Raw genomic sequence first — 23453 nt, 5'->3', positions numbered from 1 at the left:
GATGAATAGCTTTGCAGTACTTTTTATTATAAACACGGTTTTCATTGGTTTTTATATCGGAATTACAGCATTTTATTAAATTCGAAATCATCAGCGGGATTTGGATATCCAGGAGTTCCCCATCATATACCTGTTCTTTTCGTTCACGTCGCCATCCTTTTCATCTTTATCCTTTGTCTGAAGGTTGCTTGTTTTTCAAAAAACCTGGGTTCATACTAAATCGGTCACTATACTCTGATTTCGGTTCAGATTCGTTGTTTGACTTACCAGCTTATTGACTGGAAATTAGTTTTCAGCATTTAGAATATATTTTCCGTAAATTAAATCCATGGCTCTTATATCATACATCCCCATATTTGGTTACTTTCACTGCGGCCTATCAGAGAAAACCCCGATTGTTAATTTAAAGCATGGATGAGTTACTGAACTCTTTGTCAGCCATTTATCAATTATGAAAAACAATGCAACGGGATCAATATCCTTAATGGGTGATATTATTATTGGGTTGGTATTATTGCACTGATGTTTACTTTTAGCAGGAAAACCGCTTCAAACGGGTGCCAGCGGTTCATCAGAATCTCCAGCCAGCCCGCCATGGTTGAATGGATCAGATTTATTGCTTTCCGAATCGGCCATGGCGTGGCTTTTATAATTGATGGCGAAAGCGGACTTAACTTCTCCGGTATTACGGACTCAGGTAAGAATTAGATAGTGAAATATGGGCCGAAGAAATATCTCTAATTTTTTACAACCATCTGTATCAAGGCAATCTAGATAAAGAATTTTGGAGCTACTTTGTTGTCCGGCCCTCGGTTCACCGATTCTTACAGGCATAGTTAAACACATAAAACCCCGATTGCACATCACCTATTTTTTATCAATTCGGGCGTGCTAAAGATTACCATTCCACATCCTGCAGAAAGAGATATTGTTTACTATTTTTGGGAAGAACACCAGTTTATTTCTGTACAGTTTAGACGGCAACGTGCCGACGCAACAAGGATTACAGGCAGCCACGGATGCTTAGATTTTAGAAATTAACATACATGATTTAAATCCTCTATATCAGCGATTACCTTATTTAAAGGCAACAATCAATGAAATAGGTCAACTAACAATGGCGGACATAGTTACGATGAAAAATAATTAATTGGTGGGGTAAGCATTGGAGAAATACGCGTTTTTTTTTGGATGAACAATCTAAGATTGCACAACAGGTAGCTTTAGCAGACGTAGCCTCCTATCTTGGCATCACATCCCAGTCATTGAGCCGCGTGCGAAAGAAATTCGTTTCGAAAAAATGAGCAATGCTTGCAAGAATCAGATTTTAAGGGAATGGATGTTGACTGATTTTGAATCGAAGTATAATTACAAAGTTAAAAATTGGAGACAACCGGATTAAAATAGGAGGTCAACATTAAGCAAGTCTAAGAGCAATCGTTAACGACGACCGAAAGCCTGATATACCGGTCCAACCAAGAGCAAACAAGTTGATAAATATCAACAATAATACTTGACAATTGTCAACTTGTTTCTATATTTGCATTATGAAGAAAGAAATAGAGCAGATCAGGAGTTTTAACCGCTTTTACACAGGCCATCTTGGATTGCTTAATGAGCATATTTTAGACGGACCATACTCTTTGGCAGAGGCACGCATCTTATTCGAGATCGGCCTGCGTCAACCCATAACATCCCAGCAACTGGCAGTATTGCTGGGTTTGGATAAAGGCTATTTAAGTAAGATTATTAAAATGTTCAGCAATGACGGGGTTATCCAGCGTATGCCATCAAAGCAGGATTCACGGGTGCAGCACATCAGCCTTACAAATAAAGGTTCCAAATTATTAAATGAGCTGCAAGGGAAATCCGACAGACAGATTGAGGTTTTTTTAAAAAAGCTGTCAACGGATGAAGCGGGGATGCTGGTTAATTCCATGATAACCCTAGAAAATTTATTATCAGTAGATTACAGCAATCAGGTATTGTCCCGTCAGGTAACCTACAGGGAAGGCTTGAAGCCGGGCGACGTTGGTTATCTTATTTATCTTCACGGCGTGCTTTATGCACGAGAATCAGGCTACTCTCAGGAATTTGAAGGGTACGTAGTCAAAACATTCTACGAGCTTTTAGAACATTATGATACCCGGAAAGACAAGATCTGGCTGGCGACTTATAATGAGCAGATTATTGGCTGTATAGCGATTTTATCTAAGTCCGACAACGAGGCGCAATTAAGATGGTTTCTGGTTCATCCTGTTTTTAGGGGCACGGGTGTGGGTAAACATTTGCTTACTACAGCGCTCTCACATTGCAAGGAGCAGCAGTTTACCAACGTTTATTTGCTAACGACAGATATTCAGCAAAAAGCCATTGCCATGTATAGGAAAGCAGGCTTTCAGCCTACAGCCTCTATCGAAATGGAGCAATGGGGAAAAACGCTTCACGAAGAACGGTATGATCTTAATCTGACTACCGAAAACTAACTAATCCATCTTTATGAAATACCTGATAATTGGCGCTGGTGGAACCGGCGGCCTTATTGGCGGCTATTTGGCGAAAAAACACCATGACGTTACACTTGTAGCACGCAGTGAACACCTGAAGGCAATCCAAAACAAAGGGCTCACCATTAAAACTTATGGGGAAGCACCTGTTTGCATCAAGAACATAAAAGCTATTTCAGAGCAACAAATGGGAGACCAGAAATTTGATGTAATCTTTGTTTGCGTAAAGGCTTACGACTTAAAAAATATAATACCGATGCTGAAAAGAACATCCCACCTGCAAAGCATTATCATTCCAATACTCAATTCACTTGGCGCAGGACATTATCTCCGCACTGAATTGCCGGGCCTTAACATTTATGATGGTTGTATTTATATTACCGGATATATTTCAGCGCCAGGTGAAGTAAGTCAGAACAATCGAATCTTCAAGATATTTTACGGGCTGAATGAAGTTGCCCTAAAACCAAATCTTTTGATAGAAAAAATGCAAAAAGATTTCCTGGAAAGTGAAATCGATATCCGCTACAGTTCACTTGTCACCAATGAGATATTTCGGAAACTAACGTTTACATCGGCATTTGCCGCTTGTGCAGCCTACCACAATAAGAAAGCTATCGACCTCCAGAAAGACGGCCCTTACCGGCAACTTTTCGTCGATCTGCTCCACGAATTAAAGCAGATTTCAGATAGGGCTGGTTTCGGTTTGACGGAAAATTTTTTTGAGGATAACTTGCGAATACTGGATAGCTTATCGGCCGATTTCACCGCTTCTTTACAAAAAGACCTGAAGCAGAAAAAGCCCGACGAAAGAAATGAACTTATCTTTGATATAGTCAGGCTGGCGGGTAAGCATCACCTTCAACTGCCTTATTATTCGAAAATCGCAGAGCATTTTGACAACATATTAAGATAACATAGAATCGACTCCCAAATATCGGAAGTTAATATCAGGCGTTGTAATACCGGATACACTTCCTAACCAGCAGCCAAATGAACTTGGACACTAGTTTCGGCTAATATGATGGCTGATATTGGAGCCTAGCGGTAAGTAATGGAAGCTAATATGCAAAGCCTGTCAGTTTCATTCTGATAATAAATAATTGGCTTCTCAGACCACGTTACCGGCTATCGACGATTAAACCATTGAAAAATTAATGTGCGTTGCACTCAAACAACAGTATACACACATTAGCTTGGCTAGGTTAATATACCCGGAGAATTTGACTTATCAGAAATTCATGATCAATAATCTATCTCTAATAGTTTAATTAACAGTACGCGCTAGTCTTTATCCGTAAGCTTATAGCCTTGTCCTCGCACGCTGAGAATTTCAATTGATGATCCACCACTTTTGAGAAATTTGCGCAATCGGGTGATATAAACGTCCATACTGCGTGCATTGAATCGATTGTCTTCTCCCCAAATTTGGAGAAGGGCAATCCGGCGGTCCAGTAAACGGTTCCTGTACTGAATGAGTAACCTGAGCAAATCTCCTTCTCTTTGAGAAAGATAAGCGGTATGACCTTCTCCTGAAATGGCAAGACGCTGATGGTTGAAAAGCAGGTTTCCCAATAGGATATCACCCTCATGCTCTCCGTCAATTTCCGGCATTTGACTTCGCCGCAAAAGTGCTTTAATACGCAATATCAATTCTTCCATACTGAAAGGCTTTTTCATATAATCATCCGCACCTAATTCCAACCCTTTCAATACATCTTCCATCTGCGTCCGTGCTGTCAGAAAGATAATTGGAACTCGACTGTTCGTCATTCTAATATCTCGTACCAGGGAATAACCATCCTTTTTAGGTAGCATGACATCTACAATGCACAAGTCAGGCTTGTTTAGGTTGAACAAACTCCAGCCCTCTGTACCATTTCCCGCGATGCTGACGCCAAATCCACGGCTATCTAACGATTCTTTCACAATTGAAGCGAGGACAGGTTCGTCTTCTACTAATAAAATATTAACTTTATTCATGCCAGTGGAAATTTAATGGTAAAACGCGTACCTTCATTTAATCCGCTCTCAACTCCTATCTTCCCATTCAATAACTCAGTTAATTGTTTAGCGTGGCTCAAGCCTAGTCCATACCCTTTTACATCATGCACCTCCCCAGTATCCACCCTGTAAAAATTGTCAAAAATCAAGGGAACATCTTCCGGACTGATTCCCTTGCCATTATCATTGACCAGAATTTGCCAATTTTTAGCGCCAACAGTAAATTCAACGCTTACTTCAGCATTTTCGCCTGCATATTTGAGGGCATTATCAATGAGATTGCTGATAATCGTATCTAACTTATCAGAATCGGTTTTCACATCTTTAATTGCCGTTTGGAATTTAAGCTGTAGACGATCACTTCCAATTGAGCTGAAACGCTTCGATATAGTTTTCATTAACTCGGGGACGTCAACTATTTGCCAGTTTACCGAAACAGAATTACGTTCCAGACTACTTATCTCTAAAATCCTTTCGACTTCATTTTCCAATTTATCAAGGACAGCATTATTGATTCCCGTATAACGCAAAAGTTTTTCAGGATCGGAGGCTATACCGAATTGTGCAATTGCCTCATTGGAGGATCTCAGTATGGTCATCGGAGTTCTGAATTCGTGCGTGATGTTACGTATAAATTGATTTTTCAGACGATCAAGTTTAAGTTGTCGCCGAATGATTAATCCCATATACCATAAGCTGCCTGCAGATAAAAAGATCAGCAAAAAGGAAACCAAAGCGGGTAACAAATTATGGCGTAATAACCATCGGTTACTTTCGATTGTGGCGCTAATAACCACGGCCGATTTATAATAAGATATTCTGGCAGCAATTTCGTTGGAATGGATTTTACTAGGTGAACGACGTGATTTTAAGGTGAAAGGAACATCAATTGATTCTTTTTGAAGTTCTTCCCTGTAAATTCTTGTAAGGGCATTCAGGTCAAGTGGTTTATGTGATTGCTGAAGTAAAAGTCTGGCCATCAGAGCCTTTACAATAGGCACATTTTCTTTATCTATAGCGACAGTACTCATCTGAGCTTTGAACAACCTTTTGCTCTTGGGAGTATCTAAAGCGACGGCGTCCTGATCGGGAAGAGTTTTCATGAATACAGTGAGCGATGGTTCCTTATAATTAAGAGAGGTCGGAAGGTCAATCTCTTGAAGCTGGTACTTTTCAATACTTTTTTCAAGCGCGTTAGTTGCAGTAACCAAAAATAGATGTTGTGCATTGCTGTAATTGTAATAAATCCAGTACGACTGAAAAAGCAGTATGCTAAAGGCGGTCAAAGCCGCTATGCCAAACGTTATGGTATGTTTTTTTTTCAAGATGTGACAAATATAAATGTCTTTTTACCAACGACCTACAGGGTTAACACTAGTTAACACTAATCTATTAGCAGTTAACGCATCAGAATCGTGATGCAACTATTTTTGTACTGTCAATCGGAATGAAATGGCGCGTAGTCCGATGATTTGTTTTGATCTAAACTAAACGCGCCTATCAATAATGCCACTTACAATGAACAGACTTTTTATATTTATTTTTTTTGCAGTTTGCTTACCACGATTGATTGCGGCTGATCTATATCAATCAAGAGATTTCAATCACGGAATAATCATAAGCAACAACATTGAAAATTTAAAACCAACAGAGAGGATCATTGAATACGGGTGGAATACTTGTACTAGGCGCAATGAACCAAGTCGTTCAATAAAGTTGGCGCTAAAATTCCAGCAATCAGCTTTACTTCGAATCAATAGAACGTCCAGAAAGGCCGAAATGCCTAAAGTGTTAAGAAATATATTTGGGATAAATATTGTGTATCTTCAAAGCCAGGGCGTTTTACAAATAAAATTTAAAATAAAAATTGCTAGTAGATTGATATTAGAAATATTTTTCCGGTATACAGGCTTTGACCATGACATTGCCCGAGAAAGCATCAATTAAGTGGACATATCTGTTTAGCTTGACAAATATTTTACTTATATTTTGTAAATATGTGTTCACGTTCCTAAATATCACAATGCGCTTATCGGCTATCTTGCCCAAATGGGACCTAACCAACTGTGATCTCGACCAGATAAGAAAGCGTTCCCGTATTTCGTAATCAGGTCAGAAACAAAATAAAGCCTGAAAAGCAAAAAGCTGCCGACGAATAATGACGATAGCTTTTAACTACTATAAAATAATTGGTGCGGTATTACTCATTTTTTTGCTAAATTTTCAGTTCTTAACCAACGTTGTTTCACCGGTCCTTACATTAATTTTCCATGGTTGCGGATTGGGCAACCAAAGTTTGCCATTGCCAATTGTTAAAGGCATCCAAAGATAACGCGAATCCCATTGAGCCGCCGGATTCCATTGGTCACCCATAAATATGACTGTGGTTGACCTGGACCCCACAACTTTGAGCATCATTGTGGACTGCGATTTATAGGTATTGGTTTCCAGAGGTGCAATGTCCCCGAATTTCGTCCACGGACCACTCAATGATTTCGACGATGCAAATTTATTAGGGTTTGGAGCCCATCCTGTCAAAGCTGATCCAATAGCGTAATAGAGGTTTTTGTAATGCACGATCGCTCCTCCTTCTAAAGGCGCGTTGACAAGACTCATTTCTTTTTCAACACTTAGAAGGTCGGTAGACAACTTCACAATATGAAAGCCTAATTCCCGGTCTTCGAAAATAAGATAATTAGATCCGTCATCGTCAATGAACTGACCAATGTCCCTGCTTGGCCTATTTAAAGGCCTAAAACTCTTTATAAATTTAAAATCACCATTAGCTTTATCGCTGATCGCGACACCCACTCTTGCGTAAGAATAATTTTTATTATCCAGGTGAAAATACATGACGAATTTACCGTCTGATTTCCTATGATAGACTTTTGGCCGTTCGAGTACCCACCCGGTGCCTAATTGTTCAGGATCGGACATTTTAACAACATCTCCTTCAAATTTCCACGTTGCCAAATTTTCCGACCGGTAACAACTTACAAACCGGAGGTTAGTATCCAGCCCTTTTCTGCGTTCCTCGCCATACCAATAGTAATATTTCCCTAATTTGATGATCCCGCCTCCATGAGCCTGAATATGATCGCCATGTTGGTCGGGCCAGATTTCTCCAGGCTTAATTATGTTTTTTTGCGCTACACATGGAAATGTCAAAAAAAGTGTAATGATGAGAAATATATATTTCATGGTTATTTATATTTTTGATGATGGTGATCTGATGAGCGGAAAAAAGCCGGCGTAAACAACAGCCGGCTTTTATACTTACGAAACCTTGCGAAGCTTAATTCCTCTAAATTCAAGGTAAGTGCTGCTGTCAACGAAAACAACCCAGCCAACGGCGATTGTGGTTTTTTGCGTTAATTTGAACTTGATGGTGTGGTAGCCACCTATAGTATTTTGATTTCCCTGAAATATAGCTAACGGCGTACCGAGATTATCAATGTCGGGCAGGCTTGTACCTGTTACAACAAGTTCATTCACCCTCGTATTACCCCCGACAGGCCCGGTTTCGTATTCCACTTCATACTCGCCTGAAGGTAATGAAAAACTTTGCCAGATTTTACCATTGCGAACAGGCCTGTTGCCGTCATCGCTTGATTCGATGTGTATATTTCCACCATCATCAGTAGAATAACCACCTGCCGTGTTTCCGAGTTTATCAATAACATCCGAGTTATATGACCAGTCTTTAAGCAGCCCCCATTTTCCGGTTCCGCTATCCTTTCGTTGAAAAGGATGGCCCGCATTTTTTATGAAAAGATTAGTTATATCCCCAATCAGCTTGACTTCCGGATAGGTATTTCTTTCGACCCTGAAAGTATCGATTGCTCCCTTCACCGGAATATATCCGGATTCATAACTGATAGAGCTGCCATATTTAAAATCCGGCAGGTTAAGGGTTGTTTCCTGGGGCTTCAATACATAGGTATGTGGAATGTCGGCATTATTTACATAATTGACATTTGTATAAACGTTCCCTGAATCTGCCGGAAGGAAGTTGAGATCGACAGAGCCGTCGGTATTTAATACATACGGATTGGCGGCATCGTAAAGGCGATTAGTCAATGTCGACATATATACCGGACCAAATACTTTAACATTATTTAAATCTTGCCCGATAGATCTGTTGCCTTTATTATCCTGGGTAATAATTTTAAAACTGTATACGTATTCGTTTAATCCGGGAATAGTCACAACAATAGAATCAGCAGGATTATGAGAATTAGCGTCGGCAACTAAAGAGTCCTTGCCATTATTCCATTTGATGACATATTTTATGATGCTTGGGTCGGGACTTGGATGCCATACCAGGGCTGCACGAAGATTGCCTGCACGGTACTTAACACCGCTTACTAAACCCGGATATGTTTTTTCCTGGTTATTCAGAAAGTTTTTATAATCAGTCGCATACTTTTTACACCCGGCTAAACCTTGAAATAAAAAGAGCAACAAACAATAGCTTAAAATTTTTTTCATTTTTCTTCAATTAAATCGTTCTGTCTTTAATCGTTTTTAAGTTTAAAGAGGCTGTCCGTAGAATGAAAATTCCATAATATGAGCGAAATTTCCGCCTGACCACGTTGATGCAACTGCCACCCGCACAAAATGGACTGGAGGAGTATCCAGTTGTACATTGAAATTTACCCCGGCAAGAACAAATTGGTTGTCTGCTTCGTTGTGCGCCAAAGGCGGAAGCCCTGATGGAGGGTCGGGATATTTAAAGTTACCTATGTTGAACCAGTCGCCAATCACCGTTCCAACCGGGGCAGATACCGGCAAATTTGCACCCTGGGGTGATGCAACATTTGATCCCCATAGCGAAAATTCTTTAGGATTACCATGGCCGAAAGCGAATTTGTTATCGGAATCTGGTCTTTCCCACATCACAAAACGGCTTAATTTATAAGTGCGCCCAACATTAAATGTGCAAACGAAAGGAGGTGTATGGCCGGGCTGCGTGTGCCAGCCTGGGCTATTACCATTAGTTTGGTTGTCCCAAAGGTTCTGGACAGTCCAGCTGTTACCTGAAAGAAGTTCAGTATCTGAATTTAAACGGTAAAGCGAAAACTGGCTTTTGTCGAGCAGTGTTTCAAACAACGGTTGTATCGGCTTTTCAAGTGTATCCGATAAATTGCCGAACCGGTCAGTTACATAGACTCCAAATTTTCTTTCGTCGGTACTATAACCACGTACCGAATAATCGATAACTTTATCAGTTGTAAAATGCTGATCCTGGATTTCCATCTTGTTTGTCGATTTATCAAAGGCAACGACAATTAAACCAATTTCATTTTTTTCAGGGTTATCAGCGGTTACATGTACGCCTCCAAAATCGCTCGACAAGTTAGTGCTTCCTTTAATCATCAAGTACGGGGGATTTTTAGGATGTACGGTTACGGTTAACGGGTCAGACTGCACATTTGCGCGGCTAACGGTTGTTAAGGTAACATCGTAACCGGCTTCTTTACTGAAACCCTCAACGTTAAGCGTATCAGAATAATAAGAGGATTTTGTTTCTCTGAACACGCCAGGTCGGATTTGGTATCTTGCTTTTACATACAGAATATTGTTCGAATTTGGCAGCGAGTAAATAATATTTGACCCGCCATTGTAATCCTCTACTTTAATATCGCTTACAACCCCCGGTTTCGATTTGTCATTAGATACCGGCTCGCGGTTGCCATCATTTTTTTTACACGAAAGCCCTCCGATGCATAAGATCATGATCAGCGGCACATATATGTAGTTTTTTAAATTTCTCATAATTTTAATATTCTTTCACTTAAGTTACCAATTGGGGTTTTGAGTCAAGTTGGGGTTTACAATTAAATCGTTATCCTGTATTGGCCATAAATAATCCTTAACATTAAAAACCGGTACCGCAAGCGTTTTTACTTTGTAATAGTTTTCGGGCTCCTGTTCATAAATATTCCATCCTTTTACAGGTTCACTCAAAACAGACTGCAGTTCTTTCCAACGTCTTAAATCCCAGCCAGGCTGGCATTCAAAAGCAAGTTCTATCCGAGTTTCCTGGTGAATAATAGCACGTAATCCAGTCTGGCTCATAAATTTGGTTGGCTGTCTGGAATAATTTTTCCAGGCATCAACAATGCCTGGCAGCCCCGCTCTTTTACGAACCTTATCTAACCAGGGAACCACATCTGTGTAAGGCTTGCCTTGTTCATTTAATGTTTCAGCATATAGCAGGTATAGGCCGGCTAACCTGATAACCGGAAGCCTGAACGGTTCAAGTGTATATCCATCATCATATACGGTCAGATAGTTTACCAGTTTTTTAGGCCAGTAACCTGTAACGTTAATCCTGATATTGTCAGTCGGTCCTGCAAATGATGAACTACCTCTTCCCTGAACGGAATACAACGCTTCCTGGTTAACCAGCCCGTTGCCAAACCAGATACTTCCATCGAAAGCAAGGTCTGCATAAAACCGGGGTTCTCTGTCAAAATGTGCTTTCACCGTTTGGTAACCGTTCAAAAGATAAAACCGATTGGCATAGTCTCCTGTACGAATACTATATCTGTTATTGTAGTCCCATGTTTTATCCTCGTTGATAGGTACTCCGTTATGGGTGTAAAAGAGTTCCTGTTCGGCCAGCGGCACAGCGAATGTTCCCTGAAAGGCAGGGTTAGCGGCAGCTTTGGCAGTAAGGCGTGGCCCGCAATTGGTCTGGGCCCCGAAATACGGATTGAGCGCCCAGATCATTTCTGTGTTTAACTCCCATTTTTCAGTAATCGCTGTTTGGATGTCCAATTCTGTTCTTAACGAATCACTCAATTTACTGATGTTGGCCGGAGGAATAAATTTGTGAAGGCTGTTACCGTTTGATTCACAAACATCTATGGCTTCTCTAACAGCCGCTGCTGCTCTATCCCATTTTGCGGGATCAGATGCTGCAGGAAAAAGCAAGGCACCCGATTTACTTTTTAATCCGGCATAATCCGGATTTCCATTGAATAACGGGCTGGCCGCGGTAGCCAAAATTTGTGCTTTAACTGATAATGCAATAGGTTTGGTTATTCTTCCCAGCTCTTTAACCTGGTTTTGAATGGTAACCGGAAGATCGGTGGCTGCCTGGTCAATTAAATTAACCATATAATTTACAACTGAATCAACCGGAGCTCTTTGAACCCTTACTTCTTCGATCGAGCTGTTGATCGGAAGATTTTTATCAGTAATTGGAATGGGGCCGTAAAGCCGGAACAAAACAAAGTGATAATATGCCTTTAAAAACTTTACCTCTGCCACCCATCGCTTTTTTTCCGCAGGCGTCAAGTCCACAGGCTTATCGATGTTCTCCAACATCGTGTTACAACGTCTGATGGCTACGAACATCGGCTGGCCTTGATTTGTGCCATCCCAAAAATTCAAACCAGGGTTAGCACTTGTCTGATTTCCACGGATCAGATTGAAGCCTACAGGATCTATATACTGATTATCAGTTAAATTATTTGGAAAGTAAATTTCTGCTGAGGTACAAAACGCCGGATCATATTGAACCTGAAATAACTTTTGCAAAGTTGAATAACAAGTAAAAAGATAATTTTCGGCTTCGTTACGATTTCTGAAAGCATAATCTATTGTCCCAACGTTTTCGGGCGTTACATCCAGATACTTTTTACAGGATGTACAAACAATACCCAATGCTAATATTAAAATGCATTTATTTAAAAATTTCATATTCAAGATCTTATAATTAAAGATTTATGTTCAAACCAACGTTAAATACTTTTTGAATGGGGTAGGCAAAGCCATTACCGCCAAGCTCGGGATCCCACAGCTTGAAAGGACTCCAGGTTAACAGGTTCAAACCATTGAAATAAACTCGTGCATTCCGAACCAAAACAGCTTTAGCCCATTTTTTGGGTAGGGTGTAACCAAATTCCACAGATTTAAGCCGCAGGAAGCTACCATCGCGAAGCCACCAGGTACTGTTTTGTCTGTTGTTTTCAATAACAGCACCGTTTGGTCCCAGCCTTGGGTATAAGGCGTATAAATTTTGGTTATCCTCAGACCAATGATCGTCTGCATACGCCTGTAGCAGTTGCGTGTTGCCGGTATACTGAGATTCCGGACTTTTGATAAACGGGGCAGTTGTAGCAGGATTTATAAAAAAGGATACGCGGGCCTGTCCCTGCAGGAACCCCGACAAATCAAAATTTTTGTAAGACATGGATAAGCCGAATCCGTAAACAATTTGAGGAACTGTCGGGTTGCCAATAAACGTTTGATCTGCTCCGTCAATCTTACCATCGTTATTTAAATCCCTGTATTTAATGTCACCTCCCTTAGGTGCAAAGCCGTTACTACTGAAAATTTGTGTAGGTGAGTTAGCGGCTTCCTTATCGTCTACAAATAAACGTTCAGCGATAAATCCATACTGCCTGTTCAGCGGCTGCCCTACTTGCTGCCGATAGGCTTCTTTATATTGAGGCTCTTCAAACTGCGTATATTTATTAGTTGAAAAGGTAAAATTACCACGCGCGGCAACAACGAAATCCGTGCCGATATTTTCCTTTCCATCAAGTGAAATATCTATGCCTTTTGAATTTACTTTACCAAGATTCGCCGAAATCCCGGATTCTAAGCCGGATGATGAAGGAATTGATGCCCGGTACTGCAAAATGTTGTACTTGTTATTCTGATAGACCTCGGCAATTACATTAATTTTTTTCATGAATGTAAACTCCAGGCCTATGTTGGTTTGCTTTGACGTTTCCCAGGTTACGTCATCATTTTCGTAGTTATTGATATAAACGCCATTTCGGCCATAACCGTTAGCCGTTCCAAAATTTGCCGGATTCCCCCCGTTTAGGTTTACATCTGATAAGTAAAAGAAGCGGCGGTCGCTGATGGCATCGTTGCCTACCAACCCGTAGCTGGCTCTTAATTTAAACCGGTCAAATACCTGATACAGATTCCCCCAGAATTTTTCGTCGGAAATTATCCAGGATCCGCCGATGGTTGGGAAAAAACCGAGGCGATGTTGATCTGAAAAGCGTTCCGAGCCGTTATAGCCAAAGTTGAACTCGAGATAATAGCGGCTTTTATAGGAATATGTAGCCCTTCCGGCCAATGTTTGATTTCTGTATGGTAACGAAGTGAACAATGTTGTATTGTTACCGCCATTTACGCTCGAATTCAGCGTTTGCTGCCTTGTTCCGATAAGCGCAGCGCTAACCCCATGTTTACCGCCGAACGTGTGATTGTAGTCCAGCACGGCCTGTAAATAGTAAAATGTGCTGTTGTTACTGTCCTGAGGATAATACTGCAGGTACTCGCGGGCTACGTTATTTCCGGTCGGGAGATTATTGATCCATTGCAATTTGTAAGTATTGGTAGTTTGATCATAATCAGTAGCCGTGTAATAAAATGGAGAATAGCTTTGATATGATTTAAAAAAAGAATACCTGTTTGTACTGAAAATGCCATGAAAATTTAGCCCCTGCGCTAAAAATTGTAAATTTTGATTTAGCTCCAGCTGGGCAAGCATCCTTGATTCTGAGTACCGCTGATTCCCTTTTAACAATTCGGCGTAAGGATTAACGTATTGGCTTGCTCCATCGTTACTGCCCGATATAGCTGGCGAATTACCGAAAAGGATATGCTGTGTATGAAGGTTGGCAGAGTCTGGAGGGAAATAAGCCGGAAAATCAACAGGACTTGTATGTGTAGCTAAATTATATAATTGAGTTTGTAAACTCCCATCGCTTGTAAGCGGACCGCTGTAATCGTTAAAGGTTCCCGACAGCCTCACAATCAGTTCGGTTTTATCAGTAAGGTTAATGTTGATGTTTGACCTTAACTGGTAATTTTTAAAGTTGACATTATTATTGTTATTGTTGCGTATATCTGTGCGGAGTATGCCATTATCATTACTGAATGAGCCTGCAACGTAATAACGGGCAACGCCACCGCCGCCCTGAATACTTAAATTTCCACGTTGCGTGCTTGTCCTTTTCTTAAATAACATGTCCATCCAGTTAACAGCCGGATACACATAGGGGTTACTACCAGGCGCATGTGCCAGTGTCTGCTCAGTATTGATGATTTTGTTTTCGCTATACGGTAGAGGGTTGAGTGGATAACGGGTACGCGTCGCCTCATTGAAAAGGCGCATATAAGTTATAGGAGGAGCTATCTCAAGTGTCTTTACAGATTGTGACGACGAATTTTCGATCCTTACATTGATCTGCGCGGCGCCTGATTTACCTTCTTTGGTTTTAACGAGAATAACGCCATTGCCGCCTCTTGCTCCATATAAGGCCGTTGCACTGGCATCTTTTAAAACCGAAAAACTTTCAATATCGTCAACATTCAGCCTCGCTAAATCCGTGGAAGTAAGTTCAACGTTATCAATCAAAATGAGCGGGTCCTGTTTGTATCCGAACGTAGTAACGCCCCGGATAAAGAATTTAGCGTTATCTTGCCCTGGTTGCCCGCTTGGCGTATAGGCAACAACGCCGGCTACCTGGCCTGCAATTGCATTCGTCAGATTGCTTGCCGGAATTTTCAAATTACCGGGTTTAACCGATGTAACTGATCCTACAACTGCTTCTTTACGCTCTTTTTTCCCGTAAGCTGTGATGATGATTTCGTCTGATTGCTTGACATCATCCAAAAGGGTGACCTTTAAAACTTTGGTTTCTTTGGTTATCGTAAATTTCTGACTAATAAAGCCTACAGATGATATCGTAATAACCGAGCCCTCCTTGAGGGTCAATACAAAGTTGCCATTATTATCGGTAACGGTGCCCAGTTTCAAATTGCCGGAAACGGATATGGTGGCCCCCGGAATGGTTATGCCCTTCGAATCTTTTACAGTGCCGGTTACCGTAATGTCAGCTATTAGTGGCTCGGACTGTCGCTCGCTCGTTTTTAATGGCTTCTCGCTGATAACGATAGTTTTGTCGCCGATCTCAAACTGCAAGGTTGTTTTGGCAAGCAGTTTTTTAAGCACATCGGGCAATGGGGTATGGTTAAACTTGGCATCCACTTTAGCCAATCCCGAAACCTGCGCCGGCGACCAGATAATATTGTAACCAGTTTGCTTTGTAATCTCGGCAAAGACCTCATTAATTCGGACGTCAGCTTTTTTATAGGTTATTTGCTGGGAGAAAACTGATGCGCTTGTTTGTAAAAGCGATAGGAAGAACAGTATTGCTGTTAACTTCATGATTAGGAGGAATTTCTTGGTGTACCCCAAAGGCGTACAATTCTTTGATGTAAAAAATTTATACATTTGTTAAGGTTATGTAAAACGAAATGTGTCTAGAACCGCATTAAGATTTATCAAGCCGATTAATCAGGGGCATCGCAAGTGCTCCTGATTTGCTCTGATATCCTGGAGTTTTTCTTTTAGGTTGGTACTTTTTTCTCTCTCATGCTTTAGGGTTTTGGTTGGTCATAATTAGGTTAATTGTGTTTCTTCTTCTGTTGCTTTAATGTTTCCTGTAAACAGTAACTTTGTTTTCTTTATATTCGAATCTTGCGTCGCCAATTTTTTCAAGCAATTCTAAAAGCGAGCTTAAACTGGAAGAATTGGCAATTACTGCTCCGTAAGGGGTATCTTTAAGGCTTTCGTCGGTAAATGAATATTCGAAATCATACCATCTCCCCAGGACTTTCATGATTTGTTCTAACTTCATGTTATCAAATTGAAAGAACCCGTTTTTCCACGCTATCTCGTTCTCAACATTCACGTTCGAGACTTTTAAGACATCTTTAAAGATGGCTTGCTGGCCTGCGCTTAGTAAAGTTTTGGATCCACCTGCAGATATGCTTGCGGCGCCTTTGACTAAGGTGGTTTTAACAAAACCATCATTATGGTATGCAGATACATTGAATTCGGTACCTATATCTTCGGTGAGTGAGGATTCCGTCGCTACTTTGAAGGGCTTTTTCTGATCATGCACCACTTCAAAATAACCCTCGCCTGTCAGTTCCACGCGTCTTTCACTTAAATTATCGAAATTATTAGGGTATTTTAAACTTGAAGATGAATTGAGCCATACCTTAGAGTGATCTGGAAGGATAATCAAAAATTGAGCTCCGGCAGGCGTTTCCAGTATATTAAAACCGTTTTTATTTGTGCTGATTCTTCCGGTTTTCTGTGTCACTTTTAAATTGATAGCTTTATAGGTAAGCTGACCATCCTTTGGTTTGACTATTTGCGTATTTCCGTCTAAAGCTATTAAACCATCATGCGCACCTGTCAATGAAATCGTAATGCCCGTTGATAAGGTCAATGTTATGCGTTTTTGGCCTGGCTTATCCCTGCCATGTATTGCTAACGAATTTTCATCCTGTTTTTTTTGCTTATTCCAGTAATTTGTTATTCCGAAACCAGCTACCAGGAAAAGGCATGCCGCTAAAGACCATTTCTTCCAATTGATGACCCGGGTATTACTTGCTGCTTCTTCTATTTTTTTCCGCATCGCTTCATAAACGTCCCGTTCAGCTATCGGGAACTCGCTATCTCGGTATGCAATGCCCCGGTACCATTCCATCAGCGAATCTTCTTCGCTTTGTGACGCTGTACCCTCAATGAACTTTTTGATCAGTTCATTAATTTTTTTTAAATCCATTATTTCATTGTTAATATGAGGTGCTGATCAATTGATTCTACCACCTACCTTTTGCGGTATAGGAAGTAGCATAAAGAGATTCATATTGGTTTTATATGTAGTTCCCATGAAATGGCAACCACACCCTATCGAAGAGAAAAAATTATTTAAAAAAGTAAAAGAAAGATTTAATAATCAGGACAAAAGGAATTCCAAGGTTTTTCAGCTGCGCACGTATAATCTTAAGTGATCGGTTCAATGTATTTTCAACAGTTTTTTTTGTGATATTGGCTTGATTTGCAATTTCCTCATTTTTCAATCCCATATTCCTGCTATAATGAAAAACGAGGCGGCACCGTTCCGGCATCTCTTCTACAATGCCATCTATTATCTGTTGGAGAAAGCGGGCATCAATATTTTGTTCTTCGAGGTAAACATCCTTGAAATTGTAATTCTCCTTTGCAAGCAAGTTTCGCCGATTTTCCTTCTGGTAGTTTTTGAAAATCTTAAACTTTACGGCAGTCATTAGAAATGCGCAAAGATTTTCGATCTCGTAGGCATGGTGCTTTTCCCATAAGTCGATCAATACTTCCTGTACAATATCTTGAGCTATCTGTTCATCCCGACTGTGATTCCAGGCGGCTAATAATAATCTTTTCCAATAACGGTTGTAAATTTCGGTATATGCACTTTTTTTCCCAAGTCTTAATTGGATAAGAAGATCAGAATCACTCAGGGTTGAATAAGACATTTCCAGTTTGTCTGTTTTTACTTTACCGTATAATTAAAATGTATTTTCTGCTAAAAATCTCTTAGACAGATGCTGATAGTTTAATCATCACGACAATCAATGTTAGAAATGGAAATTGACATGGCATAAATTGGTTATACAGGTAAAATCGATATTGAAATCGTTAGTAATCTACACTTTAAATATAAGGCAAGACGAAATTATCAATATTTTATCATATGGCATAGGGAATTGGTCAATATAAAATTTCAAATGCATTATCATTGCATTCCTAATTAACGGGAATGTCTTCATTTCTTTTTTGTTACAAATTGATAGGACAAGTCAATATAAGTCCAAGCGAAACCGGTTAAATATAATTCGTGTGTTCGTTATTCTCGGTGTACAATTGATTTCTGACCGGTCGCAATGATGCAACTACAACTCCGATTTGCCGACATTATTTTTGAAAGAAAAAAATTCAATCGGTTCAACCTAGAACATTTTACCGTCCATATCGATATACATTTATCGATAAAGCCTTATAAAATGGTTGAGTTGACTAAATTGGATATCCCGAGAGATTTGGTGATTTCAACTACCGTTACAAGCTTTAAACAAGCTTTAAATTTGCTTTTTAATTTCTATTCGCATCAATTCATGAGCAAACCTGGTTTTAGGTATCGCTTAACGACAAAATAAGTATCATGGACATCAAGTATTCTAAAATAGACCTCGACCGCGCTAGTAAATCTACTTGATCAACATCCTCTCGCCATAAGAAACAATCCGATGGGAAGAAACCTTGAATTAACCATCAAAAGAATGTCACGTAATACTATAGGGGCACAAGGGCCTGATTTACACTGCCGGACACTAATGGAAAAGCGATAACGCCATCGTCCTTTCATGGAAAGCACGTCCTCCTCGTTTTTTGGGTGTCCTGGTTTCCCCTATGTCGAATACAAAACCAGGGTTTGTCCGGCTAAACGAAAAATTCAAAAAGGAAATTTCTTGAGATAATAAGTTTAGCGATGAATAGAACAAGGGGGAAAAAGCAAGTGGTTAGCAGCAATTGAAAAAGACGGGTGGTGTGGACGAATGTATCAGATTTAAAATATAGAACAAGTCCTGTCACCTAAAATGATTCCTCAGGAATGTCGCCTGGAAATCTTCTGCTCCTTTGTTGACTTGACAAAAATAGTTGCCTAAATGAAAATTCTTTTTATTTGCGTAACCGTGCTCTGAATCTTGAAATGACAGTATATTGTTAATTAAACTAACTGCAATAAAAAACAACGGTGTGACACGTCCATTCAAACGATATTGTTATTGAGACATCGCTTGACCGTTTTCTTGCAAAGCCTGCTCCTTAAGCCGGCGCAGAAGTTTTTCCCTGTAATCTCGAATTACGCCCGCCTTATCCTTTTGTAATTTCCTGATCAATTCGCCCCCTCCCTGAGGATTATACTTTGATCCCCATAGCATAAGTTCAACTATTACCGGGATCAAATCAATTCCTTTTTCTGTAATCCTATAAAGAAATTTATTCTTTTTTTCAGGTGAAACTGTTGACTCGACAAAACCATTTTTTTCCAATAACTTAAGGCGGTCTCCAAGTATGTTGGTTGCAATCTTCTCTTCAGAAGCTAAAAAATCTCCATAACTCGACTTCCTCGTAAAAATCAAATCTCTTAATATTAATAAAACCCATTTATCGCCTAAATAATCCAACGAATAGGATATCGGACAATTTGATCGATGCTGAATCTCTTTCATAACTTAAAAATATTAAATTTTACTTGCAATTTGCAAGCTAAATAATTTATCTTTGCTCACTTGCAAAGTGCAAGCAAATTTAATAATATTATTAGGACTTTACTAAATGTTATGTCATAATACCATCTGAATTGTAGGCAAGCCGTAATCTTCAATTTTGTTCAGCTGATACTCATTTAAACACATTGAATTAAATCAATAACAAACACCAAATTAAGAACGCATTATGAACATCAAAGATAAAACAGTTTTGGTTACTTGAGGCAGCTCAGGAATTGGTTATGAGATCGCTAAGTTATTCAGTGAAAAAGGCAACAGGGTTGTTATATGCGGCCGTGACGCCGAAAACCTTAACAAAGCTGCGAATGATTTGGGCATTAATTATATAGTCTGTGATTTGACCGATTCAGCTTCAGTAAAAAATCTGGTTGCGAAATTGGAATATTTTTACAAAGACCTGAGCATATTAGTGAATAATGCTGGTTTAAGCTTCACCTACAAACTTGGTGAACGAGCCAATGCGGTTGACAAAGCGAGGGCCGAATTTGAAACGAACTACTTTGCCCCTGTCAGGCTAGCCGAATCCCTGATGCCATTGCTCAAAAAGCAAGAGCAAGCAGCAATAGTCAATATTACTGCTAATGTGGCATTTCATCCCATGATAGTTTTGCCGACTTATTCAGACTCTAAAGCAGCATTGCATTCACATTCGGTGGCTTTGCGTTTAACATTGTCATCTGGTACGCGGATAAAAGTTTTCGAGGTATTACCTTCGCAGATCCCTACAAACGCTATTAAGGAAGTTAGCAGTAACCAAAATTGTCTTTCGCCAATGGTCGTAGCCAGGAATATTTATAATGGACTGCAAGAAGATCGTTATGAATTATACATCGGGGATGCCGGCAAGCAACACGCCGACTACCTTTCGGACCCCAAAGCAGCCATTGCAAAGTTGAATCAGGCACCTTTTTGATCTTAAGATGAGTACAGACAAGAGCTTAAAAAATACGTCTGACCTGAGGATCTTATTGAAAAAGGGGGGAAGATTTAAACGCTTAATTCATCGTAACCTACTCGCAATAAATGGTTTATATAACTTAATTACGAACGATGTCTATACAGATATAATGCAAAGGCAAGATCTTGATATTTACTATTAACAATTGACATTTAAATATTTTGATGCAGAATAAAACAAATTAAAAGATAAAATGATGAAAAAGATATTAGTTACAGGTGTAACAGGCGTAATCGGAAAACGCACAGTTGAACATTTGTTGGAAAAGGGCGTACCCGCAAGCCAAATCGTCGGGCTATCTCGAAACAAGGAAAAATCCGCAGAATTGCTGGCCAAAGGTATCGAGGTGCGCTTGGGTGATTATTCTGATTACAATTCACTTCTTGAAGCGTTTGAAGGAGTTGACAAAGTTATGCTTACAAGCGCGACAGCATTCTCAGACCGTAACACCCAGCATTTTAATGCAATTACAGCTGCACGCCAGGCTGGTGTCAGACACGTGGTATACATGTCCATTATTCGTAAGGAAGGGTCAGAAAGGATTATGCCGGAAATTACCGAATCGGATCTTTTTACAGAGCAGGTACTTAAATCTTCAGGACTTGATTATACCATTTTATACCATCCCCCATTTACGGACATCTTATCGATTTATTACGATTCCGATCCTTATCGAAATGGCATAAAGGTTCCTGCCAACAACGGAAAAATGGCACCCGCGACAAGAAATGATTTGGCAGAAGCGCATGCGGTTATACTGTCGACGCCTGGACATGAGAAAAAAACCTACATTCTGAGTGGTAGCGAGTCTCTTTCCTTTTCTGACATTGCAAAGATCATTACTGAAGTTACCGAAAAAAACATCTCTTTTACTTCTATTTCCGCAGAGGAATATGTCGATAAGCTTATTAATAAAGGAGTTCCTCGTCATGTGGCCGAGTTCCTCAAAAGCTGGGTAGTGGCAATCGATGAAGGTGAATTTGAAGGTCAATCAAATGACTTAGAGCGATTAATAAACAGAAAACCAATCACTTTCAGGGAGTATACCAATAGCATCCTTGCTCAGCATGCCGTCAGTTCCAAATGAACACGGTGCAGGTGCAGCATCTTCCTTTTCGCCGAATCAGGTCGTAATGTTCAACGCTGCCATGAAAATATTTGCCGACCAACCCAGTCATTGCATTTATGCTGCATAGAAATTGTGAAATAAATCAACTTGTAAAATCGGCTTAAGCATTGTATACAAAAGGTATTATTAATTCAAGAAGCCCTCTTGGAGAGCCGACATAATGCTACTAAAATGATGAAAAATGAAAGTTGATGTGACTTATCTGCTAAAGCAACATCTCATTTATCCAGATCCCAACAGGAATTCAGATACGATTGATGAATTTGCTTAGCACAGGCAGGTATACTTTATCGACAGGCTTTGATAATGTACTCCTGCGGATTTGAATTGTGATAAATTTAGATTCGATTTAATAATACAGGTAAGCATTGCTTACCTGTATTATACTTAGTTGATTCAAATCAATTAGCCGGGGCCGCGATAGTTGTCGCATTTTCAACCGGCCAGGCACCCGGTCCATCACTTACCCCCTTGTTGTTTCCCTTGATGCCATTATCGTCTTCATAAAAATACATAGGCCAGCCGTTAAACGTCAATTGTGGCTTGCCAAATACGTTTATCGATCCGAATTTTGATTTATCTAAAATTGATGGAACGTTTAATATCTTTGATACCTGATCTATAGGCCAAACATGATCGTTGCTGAAATCTGCTTTTGTAAAATTGTTCGTATTTGCCTTATCTAATATAAAGCTATATAGTGTTCTGCCATAATCATCTGTAATGTATTGGACGACTTCTTTACCTGGCTTGTAGTGGCTGTCGTATGATACGCCATCGGCACCAACTAACTGCTGATTAGCCAGCATCACCGTATAATCCGGTTTTGAAACAAACCAAGTCTTACCAACTCCGTCGCCGTTAATATCGCCTGCTTTGCCATCGCCAGAATAGTAATAGAGAGGCCATCCCTTGTATGTAATTTGTTTGCTGTTATCGTCGCGAGTGATGACACCGAAATCAGATTGTTTAAGACCAGTTCCCAGTGTTAGATTTGCGTCAAAAAAGACAGGCCATGTAATTGAACAGTTTCCGTTGCAATTTGAATTATCGGCAGCATCAACAGCAAAGCTGTACAAGGTACGTCCATTTTTATCAGTCAAAATGCTGCCAAACTTATCATTGTTTGCTAACTGAATAGACGCATTTGACGCCGACGGCTGAGGGACGTAAGGCGTGTTGTTATCTTTTGAACAAGATGTAAGGCCAATCACCAAAGCAAGAACAAGAATAGAACTGGATTTGATTAATTTGTTTTTCATGTTATTTTTTTCTGTATTGTGCAAATTAAGGCTGTAAAATTCCACGATCATATCCCCGAAAAAGGTTAGAGAACTCGTTTTGAATTATAAAAGACCTGTTTGTCGGAAACCCCACTGTCGTGCCGTCAGGATACATACGCCGCATCCTGATCGTAACTGAAAGTTGGAGTTATGCCGTGCGTCTCGATCCACTTAGGGCACACCATGCCGCATATCACCTTCATGCTCCGCGTCCTGCTACTGTAAACAACAGACATTGTCACGTGCCAATCTGACCAGTTTTTCGCTACGGCATCTACCGCTTTAAAACCGGTATTTACATATATCCCGCCGCCATAAGTCATGTTCAAGCCTCCCCCACTAGCGACAAGCTTATTGGGAAATTGAACATTAATGCCTGCATTTGAAGGGGCAACCACTATCGG

At 40.1% G+C, this 23453-nt stretch carries 15 protein-coding genes; 4 read left to right on the top strand and 11 right to left on the bottom strand.

Going from position 1 to position 23453, the window contains the following annotated elements:
* The first annotated feature begins 1547 nt into the window (after window positions 1–1547).
* The gene (locus DUL71_RS28580; RefSeq protein ID WP_114941234.1) at window positions 1548–2486 is read left to right on the top strand and encodes a bifunctional helix-turn-helix transcriptional regulator/GNAT family N-acetyltransferase; all 939 of its coding nucleotides are present in this window, start codon (window positions 1548–1550) and stop codon (window positions 2484–2486) included.
* A gap of 13 nt (window positions 2487–2499) precedes the next feature.
* Window positions 2500–3423 (top strand): ketopantoate reductase family protein, encoded by a 924-nt coding sequence (locus DUL71_RS28575; protein WP_114941233.1) that lies wholly within the window; start codon window positions 2500–2502, stop codon window positions 3421–3423.
* A gap of 368 nt (window positions 3424–3791) precedes the next feature.
* Here the strand turns inward: DUL71_RS28575 and DUL71_RS28570 are convergent, their stop codons facing one another.
* The 10 genes from DUL71_RS28570 to DUL71_RS28515 form a co-directional block, all read right to left on the bottom strand.
* Entirely contained in the window at window positions 3792–4490 is a 699-nt protein-coding gene (locus DUL71_RS28570) for a response regulator transcription factor (RefSeq protein ID WP_114941232.1), read from the bottom strand.
* Window positions 4487–5836 (bottom strand): sensor histidine kinase, encoded by a 1350-nt coding sequence (locus tag DUL71_RS28565; RefSeq protein ID WP_114941231.1) that lies wholly within the window; start codon window positions 5834–5836, stop codon window positions 4487–4489. Before DUL71_RS28565 ends, DUL71_RS28570 begins: the two co-directional genes overlap by 4 nt.
* Before the next feature lie 898 nt (window positions 5837–6734).
* The gene (locus tag DUL71_RS28555) at window positions 6735–7712 is read right to left on the bottom strand and encodes a family 43 glycosylhydrolase (RefSeq protein ID WP_114941229.1); all 978 of its coding nucleotides are present in this window, start codon (window positions 7710–7712) and stop codon (window positions 6735–6737) included.
* 75 nt (window positions 7713–7787) lie between these two features.
* Window positions 7788–9002: a DUF4998 domain-containing protein gene (locus DUL71_RS28550; RefSeq protein WP_114941228.1), complete on the bottom strand. Its 1215-nt coding sequence runs from the start codon at window positions 9000–9002 to the stop codon at window positions 7788–7790.
* A 42-nt stretch (window positions 9003–9044) separates the two neighbouring features.
* Window positions 9045–10289, bottom strand: a complete 1245-nt coding sequence (locus DUL71_RS28545; protein ID WP_114941227.1) for a DUF5000 domain-containing lipoprotein — start codon at window positions 10287–10289, stop codon at window positions 9045–9047.
* Window positions 10290–10313: 24 nt separating this feature from the next.
* Window positions 10314–12224, bottom strand: coding sequence for a RagB/SusD family nutrient uptake outer membrane protein (locus DUL71_RS28540; protein WP_114941226.1), 1911 nt, complete (start codon window positions 12222–12224; stop codon window positions 10314–10316).
* A gap of 16 nt (window positions 12225–12240) precedes the next feature.
* Window positions 12241–15720, bottom strand: a complete 3480-nt coding sequence (locus DUL71_RS28535) for a TonB-dependent receptor (protein ID WP_114941225.1) — start codon at window positions 15718–15720, stop codon at window positions 12241–12243.
* Window positions 15721–15985: 265 nt separating this feature from the next.
* Window positions 15986–17131 (bottom strand): FecR family protein, encoded by a 1146-nt coding sequence (locus DUL71_RS28530; protein WP_114941224.1) that lies wholly within the window; start codon window positions 17129–17131, stop codon window positions 15986–15988.
* A 142-nt stretch (window positions 17132–17273) separates the two neighbouring features.
* Window positions 17274–17861 carry a sigma-70 family RNA polymerase sigma factor gene (locus DUL71_RS28525; RefSeq protein ID WP_114941223.1) on the bottom strand — a complete coding sequence of 196 codons (588 nt, stop codon included), beginning with the start codon at window positions 17859–17861 and terminating at the stop codon, window positions 17274–17276.
* 1308 nt (window positions 17862–19169) lie between these two features.
* A complete protein-coding gene (locus DUL71_RS28515; protein WP_114941221.1) occupies window positions 19170–19619 on the bottom strand; it encodes a winged helix-turn-helix transcriptional regulator in 450 nt (149 codons plus the stop codon).
* A gap of 274 nt (window positions 19620–19893) precedes the next feature.
* On the opposite strand from DUL71_RS28515, the gene DUL71_RS28510 reads away from it, so the two are divergent.
* Together DUL71_RS28510 and DUL71_RS28500 are read left to right on the top strand one after the other, a co-directional pair.
* Window positions 19894–20592 carry an SDR family NAD(P)-dependent oxidoreductase gene (locus DUL71_RS28510; RefSeq protein WP_114941220.1) on the top strand — a complete coding sequence of 233 codons (699 nt, stop codon included), beginning with the start codon at window positions 19894–19896 and terminating at the stop codon, window positions 20590–20592.
* Between the two features lie 238 nt (window positions 20593–20830).
* On the top strand, window positions 20831–21724 hold the full coding sequence (locus tag DUL71_RS28500) for an SDR family oxidoreductase (protein ID WP_208645675.1): 894 nt from the start codon (window positions 20831–20833) through the stop codon (window positions 21722–21724).
* A gap of 443 nt (window positions 21725–22167) precedes the next feature.
* Here the strand turns inward: DUL71_RS28500 and DUL71_RS28495 are convergent, their stop codons facing one another.
* Window positions 22168–23028 (bottom strand): hypothetical protein, encoded by an 861-nt coding sequence (locus DUL71_RS28495; protein ID WP_114941314.1) that lies wholly within the window; start codon window positions 23026–23028, stop codon window positions 22168–22170.
* Window positions 23029–23453: the final 425 nt, after the last annotated feature.

The sequence above is a fragment of the Mucilaginibacter endophyticus genome (assembly GCF_003351025.1).
GTDB lineage: Bacteria > Bacteroidota > Bacteroidia > Sphingobacteriales > Sphingobacteriaceae > Mucilaginibacter > Mucilaginibacter endophyticus.
This window is presented reverse-complemented; position numbering and strand designations above follow the sequence as displayed.